Annotated in this window: 11 protein-coding genes; 6 read left to right on the top strand and 5 right to left on the bottom strand. The window is 75.2% G+C overall.

Annotation, left to right across the window (positions count from 1 at the left end; all coding sequences use genetic code 11):
• Positions 1–14: 14 nt before the first annotated feature.
• Positions 15–1,226 (top strand): MAB_1171c family putative transporter, encoded by a 1,212-nt coding sequence (locus ACZ6EG_RS03055; protein ID WP_391967881.1) that lies wholly within the window; start codon positions 15–17, stop codon positions 1,224–1,226.
• On the top strand, positions 1,216–2,616 hold the full coding sequence (locus ACZ6EG_RS03060; RefSeq protein ID WP_469601025.1) for an FAD-dependent monooxygenase: 1,401 nt from the start codon (positions 1,216–1,218) through the stop codon (positions 2,614–2,616). The genes ACZ6EG_RS03055 and ACZ6EG_RS03060 overlap by 11 nt, the downstream gene beginning before the upstream one ends.
• Positions 2,617–2,664: 48 nt before the next feature.
• Here the strand turns inward: ACZ6EG_RS03060 and ACZ6EG_RS03065 are convergent, their stop codons facing one another.
• Complete coding sequence (locus ACZ6EG_RS03065; RefSeq protein WP_391967883.1) at positions 2,665–3,528, bottom strand: SMP-30/gluconolactonase/LRE family protein; 864 nt, start codon at positions 3,526–3,528, stop codon at positions 2,665–2,667.
• The gene (locus ACZ6EG_RS03070) at positions 3,525–4,298 is read right to left on the bottom strand and encodes an IclR family transcriptional regulator (RefSeq protein WP_383642135.1); all 774 of its coding nucleotides are present in this window, start codon (positions 4,296–4,298) and stop codon (positions 3,525–3,527) included. The genes ACZ6EG_RS03065 and ACZ6EG_RS03070 overlap by 4 nt, the downstream gene beginning before the upstream one ends.
• 130 nt (positions 4,299–4,428) lie before the next feature.
• Here ACZ6EG_RS03070 and ACZ6EG_RS03075 point away from each other — a divergent pair, with 130 nt between their 5' ends.
• Complete coding sequence (locus tag ACZ6EG_RS03075) at positions 4,429–5,031, top strand: hypothetical protein (protein WP_469601029.1); 603 nt, start codon at positions 4,429–4,431, stop codon at positions 5,029–5,031.
• Here ACZ6EG_RS03075 and ACZ6EG_RS03080 read toward each other — a convergent pair.
• On the bottom strand, positions 5,028–5,897 hold the full coding sequence (locus tag ACZ6EG_RS03080; protein WP_469601032.1) for an ATP-grasp domain-containing protein: 870 nt from the start codon (positions 5,895–5,897) through the stop codon (positions 5,028–5,030). The genes ACZ6EG_RS03075 and ACZ6EG_RS03080 overlap by 4 nt on opposite strands.
• Positions 5,898–5,969: 72 nt before the next feature.
• On the bottom strand, positions 5,970–6,677 hold the full coding sequence (locus tag ACZ6EG_RS03085) for a FadR/GntR family transcriptional regulator (RefSeq protein ID WP_391967886.1): 708 nt from the start codon (positions 6,675–6,677) through the stop codon (positions 5,970–5,972).
• A gap of 175 nt (positions 6,678–6,852) precedes the next feature.
• Between ACZ6EG_RS03085 and ACZ6EG_RS03090 the strand changes: the two genes are divergently transcribed.
• Genes ACZ6EG_RS03090 through ACZ6EG_RS03100 form a run of 3 tightly spaced genes read left to right on the top strand, consistent with a single transcriptional unit; the run spans position 6,853 to position 11,177 of the window.
• Positions 6,853–8,313 carry an SLC13 family permease gene (locus ACZ6EG_RS03090; RefSeq protein ID WP_469601036.1) on the top strand — a complete coding sequence of 487 codons (1,461 nt, stop codon included), beginning with the start codon at positions 6,853–6,855 and terminating at the stop codon, positions 8,311–8,313.
• A gap of 58 nt (positions 8,314–8,371) precedes the next feature.
• Positions 8,372–9,826 carry an acyl-CoA synthetase gene (locus ACZ6EG_RS03095; RefSeq protein WP_469601039.1) on the top strand — a complete coding sequence of 485 codons (1,455 nt, stop codon included), beginning with the start codon at positions 8,372–8,374 and terminating at the stop codon, positions 9,824–9,826.
• Positions 9,819–11,177 carry a carboxyl transferase domain-containing protein gene (locus ACZ6EG_RS03100; RefSeq protein ID WP_391967889.1) on the top strand — a complete coding sequence of 453 codons (1,359 nt, stop codon included), beginning with the start codon at positions 9,819–9,821 and terminating at the stop codon, positions 11,175–11,177. Before ACZ6EG_RS03095 ends, ACZ6EG_RS03100 begins: the two co-directional genes overlap by 8 nt.
• A 274-nt stretch (positions 11,178–11,451) precedes the next feature.
• Here the strand turns inward: ACZ6EG_RS03100 and ACZ6EG_RS03105 are convergent, their stop codons facing one another.
• Positions 11,452–15,087: a S8 family serine peptidase gene (locus tag ACZ6EG_RS03105; RefSeq protein WP_469601042.1), complete on the bottom strand. Its 3,636-nt coding sequence runs from the start codon at positions 15,085–15,087 to the stop codon at positions 11,452–11,454.
• Positions 15,088–15,164 lie beyond the last annotated feature (77 nt).

The raw sequence follows: 15,164 nt of genomic DNA on the forward strand, positions 1-15,164 counted from the left end.
GGGAGGAGGGCGGCGTGAGCCTCGTCGTGTATCTGGCGGCCCTGGTGTTCGGGATGACGTCCGTCCTGCTGTTCCGGCGGCCGCGCACGGCCATGCGGAACCCGCTGACCCTGTCCACCTGCGCGGCGGTCGTCCTCGGCGCCCTGGTCTTCGTCTGCGCGGCCCCCGCCACCCTCGCCACCGTCAACGACCTCACCGGCGTCCCCAACTTCGGCGCCCCGCTGACCTACGGCATGCTCTCCGCGTACAGCTGCGCGGTGCTCGTGCTGCTGATCAACTGGCGGGGCGGCCCCCGCGCGCGGGTGCGGCGGATGGTGCTGCGCAGCATGGCCGCCTACGGGCTGCTGGTGGTCGCCATCGTCGTGCTGTTCATGCTCGCCGACGCGCACACCGAGCGGCTGACCGACCTCGACACGTACTACGCCGGCACCCCGTTCATGCGCGAGATGATCCTGCTGTACCTGCTCGGCCACAGCGCGGCGATGCTGGTCATGTGCGTCGTCTGCCTCAAGTGGGGCCGCGAGGTGGGCGGGCTGCTGCGCACCGGGCTGCGGCTGATCCTGCTGGGGGCGCTGCTGGACGTGGTGGGGTTCCAGCTGGCGAAGTACACGGCGGTCGTGGCGCGCTGGACGGGGCATGACCTCGACTTCCTGTCCACCACGGTGGCCCCGCCGATGGCCTCGCTGGCGGCCCTGCTGGTTTCGGCGGGGTTCGTGCTGCCGAGGCTGCTGCCGCCCGTGGTCGCCCACTGGCGGGGACTGGAGGACTACCGGCGGCTGGAGCCGCTGTGGTCCCTGGTCGAGCCGGTGTCCACCGCCCCCGGACCACCGGCCGCCCGGTGGCAGCTGCCCCGGGCCCGGCTCCAGTGGCGCGAGGTGTCCATCCACGACGCCCTGCTCGCGCTGGCGCCGTACTTCGACCACCGGGTCCGGGAGCGGGTGCGGGACGCGGCCCTGCGCGGTGGCCGCACTCCCCACGAGGCCCGGCTGGCGGCGGAGGCGGCGATGCTCGCGGACGCCGCGCGGCGGGCCCGCGCCCGTGAGGAACCACCCGAGAGCACCGGTTCGTACCGGCTGCACGCCACCGAGGTCTCCGGCCCGAGCGGGCTGGTGGAGCTGGCGCAGGCGCTGGTGCGTCCGCCCGCCGGGGCCCTCGCGCCCGACGGAGCGGCGCGCACCTCCATGACCGGATCCCTGGCCGAACCCGAGGAGCCCCATGTCGCGTAGAGCTGTCGTCGTCGGTGCCGGCCTGGCCGGCATGCTGGCCGCGGCCGTGCTGTCCACCGCGGGCGTCGACGAGGTGGTGGTGGTGGACCGCGACGAGCTGCCGCCGGGGCCGGAGCACCGCCGCGGGCTGCCGCAGGGGCGGCACGCGCATCTGCTCATGGCCGGTGGCCTGGCCGCCATGGAGGAGCTGGTGCCGGGCCTCGGCCTGCGCGAGCGACTGGTCGCCGCCGGAGCCCACGAGGTCTCCCTCAGCTCGGGCATGCTGGCCCGCACACCCGAGGGCTGGCTGCGCAGATGGCGGCGCGAGGGGCCCGTGATGCTGACCTGCACCCGGGCGCTGCTGGACTGGACGGTGCGGGCCGCGGTGCTCGAGCACCGACCCGTCGAGATCCGCCGGGCCGCGGTGATCGGGCTGACCGGCGACGCGGGGCGGGTGCGGGGGGTGCGGATCGCCGCGCCCGGCGGGGACACGGACCTCGACGCCGACCTGGTCGTCGACGCGAGCGGACGCGGCACGCGGGTCGTCGCCTGGCTGGACGGGCTCGGGCTGTCCGGCGTCCGGGAGCGGACCGTGGACTCGGGCCTGGTCAACGCCTCGCGCGTCTACCGGGTTCCGGCGGGTGCGGAGCGGTTCCCGCTGACGGTCGTGCAGGCCGACCCGTACGTGTCCCGGCCCGCCCGCAGCGCGATGGTGATGCCGGTCGAGGGGGGCCGCTGGCTGGTGAGCTGCGGCGGCTCGCGCGGCGGTGAGCCGCCGGCGGACCCGGAGGGCTTCCTGCGGTACACGCTCGCGCTGCCGGACCCGATCGTGGGACGGCTGATCTCCGGCGCCGAGCCGCTCACCGACGTGCACCTGAGCCGGTCGACCAGCAACGTGCGGCGGTACCTGGAGAGGTCGCCGCGCTGGCCTGAGGGGTTCGTGGTCCTCGGGGACGCGCTGGCCACCTTCAATCCGGCGTACGGGCAGGGCATGACGGTGGCCGCGTTCGGAGCGCGGGTCCTCGGCCGGGAGCTGGAGCGGGGCGGTCCGGGCGCGCCCGGTCTCGGCCGGCGGGTGCTGCGGGGCGCGGCCCGCTCGGTGGACGCGGCGTGGTCGCTGGCCGTCGGCCAGGACGTCCGCTACCCGGGGGTGCGCGGCGGGCGGCCGGGCGCCGCCGACCGCGTGGTGACGGCGTACACCCGGCGCCTGACGAAGGCGGCGACGGGTTCGTACGCGGCGGCCTCGGCCCTGTGGGACGTCACCAGCATGCGCACGCCGCCGACCCGCATGTTCCGTCCCGACGCGGTCCTGGCCGCCCTCGCCGGCCCCGCGCTCCCGCCACCGGCGGAGCCGCCGCTGACGCCCGGCGAGCGCGAGGTGCTGCGGGGGCTGGACCGCACGGGGGCGTGAGCGGCCGGGCGCCTTCGGCAGGCCACCCGCCCCGGCCCCGCCGCCCGTTCAGCCCGCGAACGCCGGCTGGGGCACCCCCCGCCCCGCGTCCGGCACCACCAGCACCGCGCCCGCCAGCGGGTGCGGGGCCGTCAGTCCCACCCGGGCGGTGGTGAGGTACAGGTCGGTCAGACCGGGGCCGCCGAAGGCGCAGGCGGTGACCCGGGGGACCGGGAGGGGGATCACCCGGTCCAGGTCGCCGGACGGGGTGTAGCGGCGCACCGCGCCCCCGTCCCACAGCGCGACCCAGACGCAGCCCTCGGCGTCCACGCACAGGCCGTCGGGGTAGCCGGCGCCGTCCTCGATCACGGCCAGCGGACGGCGCCCCGAGACCAGGTGGTCGGCAGGGGAGACGTCGAAGACGTCGATGCGCCGGGTCGGGGTGTCGACGTAGTACATCAGCCGGCCGTCGGGGCTCCAGCCGGTGCCGTTGCTCACCGTGACGTCGGTCAGCACCGGCGTGACCGTGCCGTCCCCGGCGGCCCGGGACAGCGTCCCGCCGCCGGTCGCCTCGTCGTAGCGCATGGTGCCGGCCCACAGGGTGCCGTCGGGGGCGACGGCGGCGTCGTTGCCGCGGCGGCCGGGCACGACCTCCCGGTGCAGCCAGCGGAAGGTGTCGTCGGGGTCGACCAGGCCGATCCCGTCGCGCAGGTTGAGCACCAGCCCGCCGCCCGCGCGCGGCTTGGCGGCGCCGACGTGCTGCTCGGTGCGGCGGACCGTACACCGGCCGGTGGCCGGGTCGTAGGTGTGGACGCGGGAGGCGAGGATGTCGATCCACAGCAGGCGTCCCGTCGCCGGGTCCCAGGTGGGGCCCTCGCCGAGGGCCGCCTCCGCCCGGACGGCCACCTCGTACGGCGGACGGCTCGCGCTCATGCCGCGCTCCGGTGGCCGAGCCGCTCGGACAGGTCGGCCGCGCCCTCGACGGCGAGCCGCTCCAGCTCGCCGAGACGCTCCTCGCTCCAGCGGATCATGGGCACGGAGATCGACAGCGCGGCGACGACCCGGCCGCTGCGGTCCCGGACCGGGGCGGCCACGCAGGAGACGTCCGGGTTGGACTCGCGGCTCTCCACCGCGACGCCCCGCTCCCGGATACCGGCCAACGCCTCGCGCAGGGCGGCCGGGTCGGTGATGCTGTTCGGGGTCATCGCGGTCAGCCGGGCGTCGTCGGGGAAGCGGGCGGCCAGCTCCGGCTCGGGCAGGGAGGCGAGCAGCATCTTGCCGACGGACGTGCAGTGCGCGGGCAGCCTGCGCCCGGCCGCCGACACCATGCGCACCGCGTGCGTGGAGTCCACCTTCGCGATGTAGATGACGTCCGTGTCCTCCAGGATCGCCACGTGCACCGTCTCGTCGCAGGTCTCGGCGACGCTCCGGGCGACCTGCTGGCCCTCGGCGGCGAGGTCGAGGTGCTCGGCGTAGCGGGCGCCGAGCTGGTACGGCCGCACGCCGAGCCGGTACCGTCCGGGCTGACCGGCCACGGGGACGATGTACTTGCGGGCGGAGAGCGTGGTGACCAGTTCGTGCACGGTGGTGCGCGGCAGCTGGAGCCGGCGCACGATGTCGGGGGCGGAGAGCGTGCCGTCCCCGTCGAGGAAGAGCTCCAGTATGTCGAGAGCCCGGGTCACGGCTGGTACGAGGCGTCCCATGTCCGGCCCCCTCCCTTAGTGTTCGAAATTTCAACAGGCGATCGGAATAGCGAACACAGGCTACTCACATCGCGTTTCCCGGGGCAATGGGCGTGCGTCCGCGCACCGCCCGCCCGGCCGGTGGGCGACGATGGCCCCCATGCCCACCGGTAAGCGGCCCCCCGCCCCCTTCACCCCGCTCGACTTCCAGCTGGTGCTGCTGCGGCGCATGGCCGACCACAACCCCGGGCTGGTGGAGGACGCCCGCCGCGCGCTGGGCGCCTCGCTCGCGGACCAGCGGGAGGCGAACAAGCGCTGGCAGGCCATGCTCCGCTCGCCGCACTCCCGTTCGGCCGCCTCCCGGTACCGTTCCGTCCTCGGCGAACCCGAGTCGTCGGCGCCGCGCCGGATCGGCGACCTGGAGTGCGAGGCCCGGCGGTGGCCGCTTCCCCTCTGGCCCGACCTGCGCTTCGAGGTGCTGGTCGCCGACCGGGGAGTCGTCTGGAACGAGTGGCTGGTGCGGGCCCCCGGCGCCCAGGGGCCGGAGCTGCGCACCCTGGACGACCTCACCCCCTGGTCCTGCACGGTCGACGAGGTCGCCCGCGCCTTCGCACCCGCCCGCCCCCTCCAGGGCTCGGCCCCCACCCGCTGGGGGCTCGCCTTCACCGCACCGGACGCGCGGGGCCGACGGCACGAGGTCACCGCCGAGTTCACCTGGGGGCTGCTCCAGCGGACGGCCGTCGGGGGCCGTTAACGGGCCGCCGCCAGCACCGCCTCGACGACCCGCGGCAGCGACTCCTCGTGCAGCCACAGGAAGAGGTTCGGCTCGACCAGTTCCAGCTCCATCACCCGGGGCCGCCCGTCCTCCCCGTCCACCAGGTCCACCCGGGCGTACAGCAGCTCGGGGGCATCCGGTACGGCGGCCAGGGCGCTCTCGGCGACGGCGCGTTCGGCCGGGGTCGGGGACCAGGGTTCCAGGCCGGGATGCGCGACCTTCCGCTCGTCGTACGGCGTCCCGGGGGTGAGGACGGCGCCCTTGCGGGAGGCGTGCAGCAGGCGCCCGCCGAAGAACTGCAGCGCCCGCTCACCTGCGGTGTCGATGCTGCGCATGTAGGGCTGCACCATCGCCGTGAACCCCTCGGCGTGCATCCGCTCCACCTGCCGCAGCGCGGTGGCGTGCTCGTCGGGCGTGTAGCGGGCGGCGAAGCGGGCCCCGGCGCCCGAGGTGGGCTTGACGACGTACTCGTGGTCGTCGGGCAGGTCGGGCACCTCGCCGGGGGCGATGCAGCGGGTGGGGACGACGGGCACGCCGGCCGCCGCGAGGTCGCCGAGGTAGCGCTTGTCGGTGTTCCAGCGCACGACCGCCGCCGGGTTCGACAGCCGCGTCAGCTCGCCGCACTCCTCCGCCCACGCCGTGAACTCGCCCGCCCGCCAGCTGTAGTCCCAGGTGGAGCGGATCAGCGCGAGGTCGAAGGACGCCCAGTCGACGTCCTCGTCGTCCCAGATCTCGGCGGACGCCTCGGCCCCCGCCGCCTCCAGCGCCCGCACCAGCACCGGCAGATCGCGGTCGACGCTGATCTGCGGGCCGGGGCGGCAGGTGACGAGTGCTATCCGGGGCACGGCGGGCTCCCTCTTCGTACGGCGCGGGTGACGGCTCCGCAGGCTAGCAACCCCATCCGCCGCCGGGTCCGGCTACCGCTCCTCGCCGGGGTCCCAGTCCAGCAGCCGGACCTTGGCGACCGTACGGACGTGGCGGCGCATCGCGCCGGCCGCCTGCCGGGGCCTGCGGGCCGCGACGGCGTCGAGGATGTCCTGGTGCTGGGCGAGGGAGCGGCCGGGCCGGCCCGGCTGGCGCAGGGACTCGGTGCGGCTCTCGGCGATCTGGTGGGCGATGGAGCGCATGAACTCGGCGAGCAGGCTGCTGTGCGCCGCCGCCGTCACCGCCGCGTGGAACAGCCGGTCGCCCTCGACGCCGTGGTCGCCCCGCTCGATCTCCTCGGCCATCACCGCGAGCGCGGAGCGCATCGCCGCCAGGTCGTCCTCCGTGCGCCGCTCGGCGGCCAGTTCGGCGAGCTTCGTCTCCAGCGCCTCGCGGGCCTCCAGGACGTCCGGGAGCCGCCGTCGGCGCTCCACCATGTCCTCGACCGGTTCCACGTCGAGGCTGTCCCGGACCAGGTACGTCCCGCCGCCGTGCCGCGCTTCCACCAGGCCCTGGACCTCCAGGACCACGATCGCCTGCTTCACCGAGGCCCGGCTGACGCCGAGCCGCTGGGCGAGGTCCCGTTCGGGCGGCAGCCGGTCGCCGGCCCGCAGACCGCCGTCGGTGACGTACTGGCGCAGCCGCTCCAGCACCTGTTCGTACAGGCGCTGCTTGGTCATGGGGCGCAGGGCGTCGGTCACGAGGTCCCCCTCTCGCCGGGAGCGTAGCACCGGGCGGTGGTTGGCCGAGTGGCTGAGCCAATTCGTGCGCGACCCCTTGACGGCCGCCCGGCTCGGGCCCACGCTGACCGACCAACCGCACGACACAAGTGGCTCAGCCACTCAGCCAATCAGGTCAGCCCTCGGGAGCCCCCGCATGTCCCCCGAACTCGTCTCGATCCTCGTCCTCGTCGTGGTGTTCGTCATCGCCACCACCCGTTCCGTCAACATGGGCGCGCTCGCCTTCGCCGCCGCCTTCGGGGTGGGCACGCTCGTCGCCGACCTCGACGCGGACGGCATCTTCGCCGGCTTCCCCGGCGACCTGTTCGTCGTCCTCGTCGGCGTCACCTACCTGTTCGCCATCGCCCGGGCCAACGGCACCACCGACTGGCTGGTGCACGCGGCCGTCCGGCTGGTGCGGGGGCGGGTGGCGCTGATCCCGTGGGTGATGTTCGCGCTCACCGGCGCCCTCACGGCGATCGGCGCGGTCAGCCCGGCGGCGGTCGCCATCGTCGCGCCGGTCGCGCTGAGCTTCGCCACCCGGTACGCGATCAGCCCGCTGCTCATGGGCACGATGGTGGTGCACGGCGCGCAGGCGGGCGGCTTCTCGCCGATCAGCATCTACGGCTCGATCGTCAACGGCATCGTCGAGCGGGAGGACCTGCCGGGCAGCGAGATCACCCTCTTCCTGGCCTCGCTGATCGCCAACCTCCTCATCGCGGGCGTGCTGTTCGCGCTCTTCGGCGGACGGAAGCTGTGGGCGCGGGGGGCGGTGGCGCCGGAGGAGGGCGGTCGGACGGGCGACGGCACGGCGGGGACGGGGAAGACGGGGACGGGAGAGACCGGGACGGCGGGGACGGGGAGGACCGGGACGGCGGGCGCGGCCCCGGGCACCTCCGGCACGGTATCCACCGGTACCGGTACGGCCACCGGAACCGCCCCCACCGCCGTGGCCGTCCGCCCCGGCCAGGACACCTCCGGCGACGGCGACGGCGACGGCGACGACGGCGCGGGACCGCGCCTGACCCCCGCCCGGATCGCCACCCTGGTCGCCCTGGTCGCCCTCGTCGTGGCCGTCCTCGGCTTCGACCTGGACGCGGGCCTGACCGCCGTCTCCCTCGCCGTCGTATTGAGCACCGTCTGGCCCGACGACAGCCGCCGCGCGGTCGGTGAGATCGCCTGGTCGACGGTCCTGCTGATCTGCGGTGTCCTCACGTACGTGGGCGTACTGGAGGAGATGGGCACCATCACCTGGGCCGGTGAGGGCGTCGGCGGCATCGGCGTACCGCTGCTGGCCGCGGTGCTGCTCTGCTACATCGGCGCGCTCGTCTCGGCCTTCGCCTCCTCGGTGGGGATCATGGGGGCGCTGATCCCGCTGGCGGTGCCGTTCCTCGCGCAGGGCGAGATCGGGGCGGTAGGCATGGTGGCGGCGCTCGCGGTCTCGGCGACGGTGGTGGACGTCAGTCCGTTCTCGACGAACGGGGCACTGGTCCTGGCCGCGGCCCCCGACGTCGATCGAGAGCGCTTCTTCCGGCAGTTGATGGTGTACGGAGGGATCGTGGTGGCGGCCGTACCCGCGCTGGCCTGGCTGGTGCTGGTGGTACCCGGCTTCGGGTAGGTCCCGTCAGACGACCGGCAACCCGGTAACAGCGAGCAACGACCAAGGAGTACGACGCGTGTCCTCTCTCTTCCCGGCCCTCCTCCCGGCCGCGACCGCCGCGGCCGACCGGCCCGCCCTGCGCTTCGGCGAGCGTTCCCTGACCTACGCGGAACTGGCCGCCGCGGCGGGCGGCACGGCCGGCCGGATCGGGGCCGCCGGCCGGGTCGCCGTCTGGGCGACCCCGGCGCTGGAGACCGCGGTCGCCGTGGTGGCCGCGCTGCTGGCCGGCGTCCCCGTCGTGCCGCTCAACCCGAAGTCGGGCGACAAGGAACTCGCGCACATCCTGTCGGACAGCGAGCCGTCACTCGTCCTGGCGGCCCCGGGCGGCGAACTGCCGCCCGCCCTGGCCGGCCTGGAGCGCGTCGACGTCGACGTGGCCGCCGGCGGGCCCGTCCCCGAGGACCACACCGGCGACGGCGACCCCGCGCTCGTCGTCTACACCTCCGGCACCACCGGGCCGCCCAAGGGCGCCGTCATCCCCCGGCGCGCGCTGACGACGACCCTGGACGCGCTCGCCGACGCCTGGGCGTGGACCGGCGAGGACGTGCTGGTGCACGGGCTTCCGCTGTTCCACGTGCACGGCCTGGTGCTCGGCGTCCTCGGTCCGCTGCGGCGCGGCGGGTCCGTGCGGCACCTGGGCAGGTTCTCCCCCGAGGGTGCGGCGCGGGAGCTGAACGCCGGCGCGACCATGCTGTTCGGGGTGCCGACGATGTACCACCGGATCGCCGAGGCGCTGCCCGGCGACCCGGAGCTGGCGAAGGCGCTGGCCGGGGCCCGGCTGCTGGTCTCGGGGTCGGCCGCGCTGCCCGTGCACGACCACGAGCGGATCGCCGCCGCGACCGGCCGGCGGGTGATCGAGCGGTACGGCATGACGGAGACCCTGATGAACACGAGCGTGCGGGCGGACGGCGAGCCCCGCGCCGGGACGGTGGGCGTACCGCTGCCGGGGGTGGAGCTGCGGCTGGTGGAGGACGACGGCACACCGATCGCGGAGCCGGACGGGGAGAGCGTCGGCGAGATCCAGGTGCGCGGCGCGAACCTGTTCACCGAGTACCTGAACCGCCCCGACGCCACCGCCGCCGCGTTCACCGGGGACGGCTTCTTCCGCACCGGCGACATGGCGGTGCGCGACCCGGACGGCTACGTCCGCATCGTCGGCCGCAAGGCCACCGACCTGATCAAGAGCGGCGGTTACAAGATCGGGGCCGGTGAGATCGAGAACGCGCTGCTCGAACACCCGGGGGTGCGCGAGGCCGCCGTCACCGGCGAGCCCGACCCCGACCTCGGTGAGCGGATCGTGGCGTGGATCGTGCCGGCCGACCCCGCCGCGCCGCCCGCCCTCGACGCGCTGGCCGACCACGTCGCCGGCCGGCTCGCCCCGCACAAGCGGCCCCGGGTCCTGCGCCTCCTGGACACCCTCCCCCGCAACGACATGGGGAAGATCATGAAGCGGGCGCTGAGCCATGACTGACCGCCTGTCCGCACGCGCGTTCCTCGCCCTGCTCACCGACGACTTCACCGAACTGCCGCACCCCCCGGGCACGTCGGAGCCCGACGGCCCGCTCGGCTGGCACGGCTACGACGCCGCCCGCGCCCAAGCCGCCGGACGCACCGGCGAGGAGGAGTCCGTCGTCTGCGGGACCGGGCACGTCCTGGGCACCCCGGCCGTGTTCCTCGCCTTCGAGTTCGGCTTCCTCGGCGGCTCGTTGGGCCGGCGCACCGGTGACCGGCTGGAGGCGGCGTACGCCCACGCGCGCGAGCGGCGGCTGCCGGTGGTGCCGCTGGTCGCCACGGGCGGCAGCCGGATGCAGGAGGGGATGCTCGCGCTGACCCAGCTCCAGCGGGTGGCCCGGCAGTCGGCGCTCACCCGCGCGGCCGGGCTGCCGCAGATCGCCGTGTTGCGGGACCCGGCCACCGGGGGCGGCTGGGCGACGCTGGGCGCGGGCGCCGACGTGGTCCTCGCGCTGCCCGGCGCCCAGGTCGGCTTCGCGGGCTCCCGGGTCCGGCCGCCGGACGCCGATCCGGCCGCGTACACGGCCGAGGCGCAGGTGGCGGCGGGCAGCGCGGACGCCGTCGTGCCGCCCGGCGAGCTGCGCGGCACGCTGGGCCGGTGGCTGCGGCTGCTGACGGCGCCGTCCGACGACCCGGCTCCCGTGCCCGCACCGCTCGGCGCGCGGGACCTGCCGGAGACGGGCTGGGACGCGGTACGGCGGGCCCGCTCCCCCGAACGACCGCGCGCCGGGGCGTACCTGGACGCCTACTTCACCCACCGCGTCGCCCTCTCCGGCGACCGCTGCGGGGGCACCGACCCGGACGGCATGCTCTGCGGCTTCGGCGAGCACGCGGGGCGGACGGTCGCGTACGCCGCCCAGACGGGGACGGCGACCCGGCCCGCCGGGTACCGCACCGCCGCCCGGCTGATCCGGCTCGCGGACCGGCTGGGCGTCCCGGTGCTGACCCTGGTGGACACCCCGGGCGCGGCGAACGACGCGGCGGCGGAACGGCAGGGCGCGGGTGCGGCGATCGCCGACCTGTTCACCGCGGTGGCGTCGGTGAGTACGCCGGTCACCACGCTGGTGATCGGCGAGGGCGGCTCGGGCGGGGCGCTGGCGCTGGCCGCGCCCGGCAGCACCTGGGCGACCCCGGACAGCTACTTCTCCGTCATCGCGCCGGAGTCGGCGGCGGCGATCCTCAAGCGCCCGCCCGAGGAGGTGGAGGCGACGGCGGACCAACTGCGACTGCGGCCGCAGGACTTGGTGGCGCTGGGCGTGATCCGAACAGGCGAGCAGTTGTTCCCTGGAACAGGTGATCGTCGCCCGTAGGAGCGAATGTGACTGCCGGGACCAACGATACTTACGGTGTGCGACCGACGGGCTGCAGACCGTGATCGACGCACATGTCCCAGGGGGTCCCGCCCATGGTGGCCCCCCACATGCACAGCGCAAGGAGCTGCACGATCATGAACCTTCTCACCGACGTCCTCGCCGGCCTCGTCCACTTCGTCGGCTGGCTGGTCTGACGGTCCGAGAGACACGACGGCGCCGCCTCCCCGTCCCAGGGAGGCGGCGCCGTCCGCGTACCGGCGAACGGCCCGCGTCAGCGCACGGCCACCGCCCGCACGATCTCCTGCGTGACCGAGCCGCCCCGGTCGTCGCGTGCCGAGGCCCGCAGGGACACGTGCTCGGCCTGGCGGGGCACGCTCAGCGTCCCCTGCCAGGACGCCGGCCCGTCACCGCCGCGCAGCGACACGCGCTGCCAGGACTTCCCGCCGTCGTAGGAGGCCTCCAGCCTCCCGCCGCCGAGCCGCCCGGTGTCCGGGGCGCCCGCCACGTACTCCGCGCCGAGCCCGATCCGCACCTTCTTCCCGCCGCGCACCTCGCCCGCGAGGTCGGTGTCGACGTCGAAGGAGAGGTTGATCAGCGGGAGGTGGGTCCACCGGTCCTCGGGCGTGGCAGCCGAGCGGAACGTCCACTCGGCGTGCCCCTCGGTGCCGAGCTTCCAGCGTCCGGCGTCGAGCGCGGTGTCGGTGACGAGCCGGTACGTGCGCGCGTCGGCCGGCGCGCCGTGCACGTAGGCGGCGGAGGACGGCCCCTGGTCGACCAGTTCGCCGTCCAGGTACACCGACGTGGTCTGCGACATCCCGCTGCCCTCGCTCCACACGTCGCCGAAGCCGGTGTGGTCGGGGCCGGAGTCGCCCCACCCGGGGGCGTTGAACTGGAGCCGGTCGCCCGCGCGCTGCTGGCCCCAGCCCAGCCCGGTGCCGAGGTAGGGGTGCCAGACGGGCTTGAACCAGTTCAGCTCCTCGCGCGAGCCGCCCTCGTACCGGACGGTCCCGGACCGCTGCTCCAGTGCGTCGCCGGCGGCCGTCACGGACTCGTGCCACAGCTGACCGGGTCCGGTCGACACGTACTCGGTGCGCTCGGCGGGGTAGTCGATCCGCTCCCGGAAGCCCAGCCCGACGGGGAAGGCGTCGGTGATCGAGTAACGGAACTCACCGCCGCTCGCCGGCTCGGCCGCGTGGTAGCGGGTCCGCAGCTCGGCGAGGTCGCGGCGGCCGGGCTCGTAGGTGAGGTCCCGGTCGGGCACGGCACCGCGGTGCCCTTCGGAGAGGTCGTACGTGTAGGGCGTGTTGCGCGTGCCGGTCATGTCGACGCGCCCGGCGTCCCGCAGCCGCTCCGCGTCGGCCGCGCCGACGGTGGCGATCTGCAGCGGCCGGTCGGCGTTGTCGTCCGTGCCCCACCACTGCATCAGCCGACCGGGCGCGTCGTCGGTCACGAACAGCGCCTTGACGCCCGCGTCCTGGGCGGCCTGGGCGAGTCCGGCCGGTCCGGTGCCCTCGGTGAGCCGGGCGAGGACCGCCTTGCCCCGGACACCGCCGGGGAAGGGGCCGTCCCCGACGTCGACCAGCGGCAGCCGGCTGCGGCCCTCGATCAGGGTGCCGCCCGACTGGACGGTGGCCTCACCGACGCCCTTCACCTCCAGCAGCGGCTTGCCCAGCCGCCACACGGTCCGGTACTCGAAGTCGCCCTCGGTCACCTTCCGGCCGGTGGGCGCCGCGAAGACGCTGTCGTACGTCAGGGGCACCTGGACCGCGCCGAACAGGTCGGAGCCGCCGCCGCTGCGGTCGTACTCCATGAGCAGTTGCCGCGTCTCGGTGCGCCGGTCGACGTCGGCGCCGATCTCGCGCAGCTTCCTGCCGTCGAGGGTGATCTCGCGGTCCCGGTCGACGACGACCTCGGGCGCCGCGAGAAAGCCGAGCCCGAGCGAGTCGGCGCCGCGGCTGCCGCGCACGTCCAGGAAGGTGGTGAGGCTGTACGTCCCCGGTGTCAGCCGCAGCTCCAGGGTGCCCGAGTCGCCGACGTGCGCGGGGACGGGGTCGACGCCCTCGGCGAGCTTCTGGACCACCAGGTCGGCCGGCGTGGCCGCACCGGCGCGGTCCTTGACGTGCACGGTGAGCGCGTACCGCTCCTCCTCCTTGACCATGCCGAACGCGGTGTGCGCGACGACCGTGCCGTCCGTGCCGGTCGCGACGATCCGGCCGCTCGTCGTCCCGACCGGGGCCTTGGCGCCGTCCCCGGTGACGGTCGTGGAGGCGGTGCCGTGCGCGGGCACGGTGAGGGCGGTGTCGGCGAGGCTGGCGACGCCCTCCGGCGCACCCTGCACGGACAGCGCCAACTCGACCGCGGAGTCGGAGTCGTTGGTGTAGGTGACGGTCCGCGTGACCGGCTCGTTGCCCTCGTAGGGCCAGGCGAAGAAGCCGAGGTCCGCGCTGCCGGTGGCCGTGACGGCGGCGCCGATCGCGTCCGGCACGCTGACCCGGCCCGCGCCCAGGTGGTAGGCGGAGGCGTCGAGCCGCTTCGACGAGGACATCAGCGCGTCCTTGAGCCGCGCGCCGGACCAGTCGGGGTGCTCCTCGGCGAGCAGGGCGGCGACCCCGGCGACGTGCGGCGTCGCCATCGACGTACCGCTCATCGACGTGTAGTCGCCGCTGCCCTCGCTGAGCCGGGAGCGGGCGGCGAGGATGTCGACACCGGGGGCGGACAGGTCGGGCTTCAGGGCGTTGTCGCCGTGGCGCGGTCCGGCGCTGGTGAAGTAGGCCGCTTCGTCGGCGGAGTCGACAGCGCCCACGGTCAGCGCGGCGTCCGCGGCGCCGGGCGAACCGACGGAGGACGGGGCGCCGGTGTTCCCGGCCGCGATGACGAACAGGGCACCGGTCTCGCGGGACAGGGTGTTCACGGCCTCGGCCATCGGGTCGGTGCCGTCGCTGGGCTCGGTCGAGCCGAGGCTCATGGAGACGATGTCGGCGTCCACGTCCCGGGCGGCCCACTCCATGCCGGCGATGATCTCGGACTCGCTGCCCGAGCCGGAGTCGTCGAGGACCTTGCCGACCGCGAGCGTGGCGCCCGGCGCGACGCCCCGCTCCGCGCCGTCGGAGGCCGCGCCGCTGCCGCCGACGGTGGAGGCGACGTGCGTACCGTGGCCGTGCCGGTCGGCTACCTCCTCCCCGGCTATGAAGCTCCGGCTCTGCGCGACCCGCCCGGCGAGGTCGGGGTGGCCCGCGTCGACGCCGCTGTCCAGCACGGCCACGGTGACGCCCTTGCCGGTCAGTCCGGCCTGCCAGGCTTCGGGGGTGCCGATCTGCGCGTTGGACTCGGCCATCGCGGCGGTGACCCGTCCGTCGAGCCACACTCCGTCGATACCGGCGCCCCGACGGGTGAATTCCCGCCAGAAGTCCCGCCCCTTGTCGGCCTCGACGGCCGCCCCGCGCACGCTGGGCAGCGCCCGGGTCCGCTCGGTGCCGCGCGGGGTGGCCGCCCGGGTGCCCTTCTCGTAGGTCACGATCAGCGGCAGCTCACCGGTCGCCGAGTCGCCGAGCCCCTGCTCGATCAGCTCCCCGACGTCGAAGAGCCGTTCGTCGAGGCTGCCGTCGCGCAGGTACGGCAGCGCCTCGTCGGGTACGACCGTGGTCCGGCCGCCGGAACTGCGGGTGTGCACCGCCCCGGTGGCTCCCTCGGGCCGCTCCACGGTGACGGTCTTCCGGCCGCCGCCCAGCTCGGTCACGGTCACCCGGTCACCGGTGACGAGGGTGACGGTGTCGGCGGCGGCAGCGGCCGGGGTGCCTGCCGTACCCGTGGGCGGGTCCTGCGCCGCCGCCGTCCCGGCCGGCAGCAGCGCGATCACGAGCCCCGCCGACAGGAGGGTCGCCCCGCGTCTGACTGGTCCTCTGCTCATCCACGTCTCTCTTCGTGTCGTCGTAGAGTGCTGCGAGCAGTCTCAGGGGGTGTGCGGGACGGACGAGTTGACCGGAC

Source organism: Streptomyces sp. NPDC041968 (assembly GCF_055589025.1).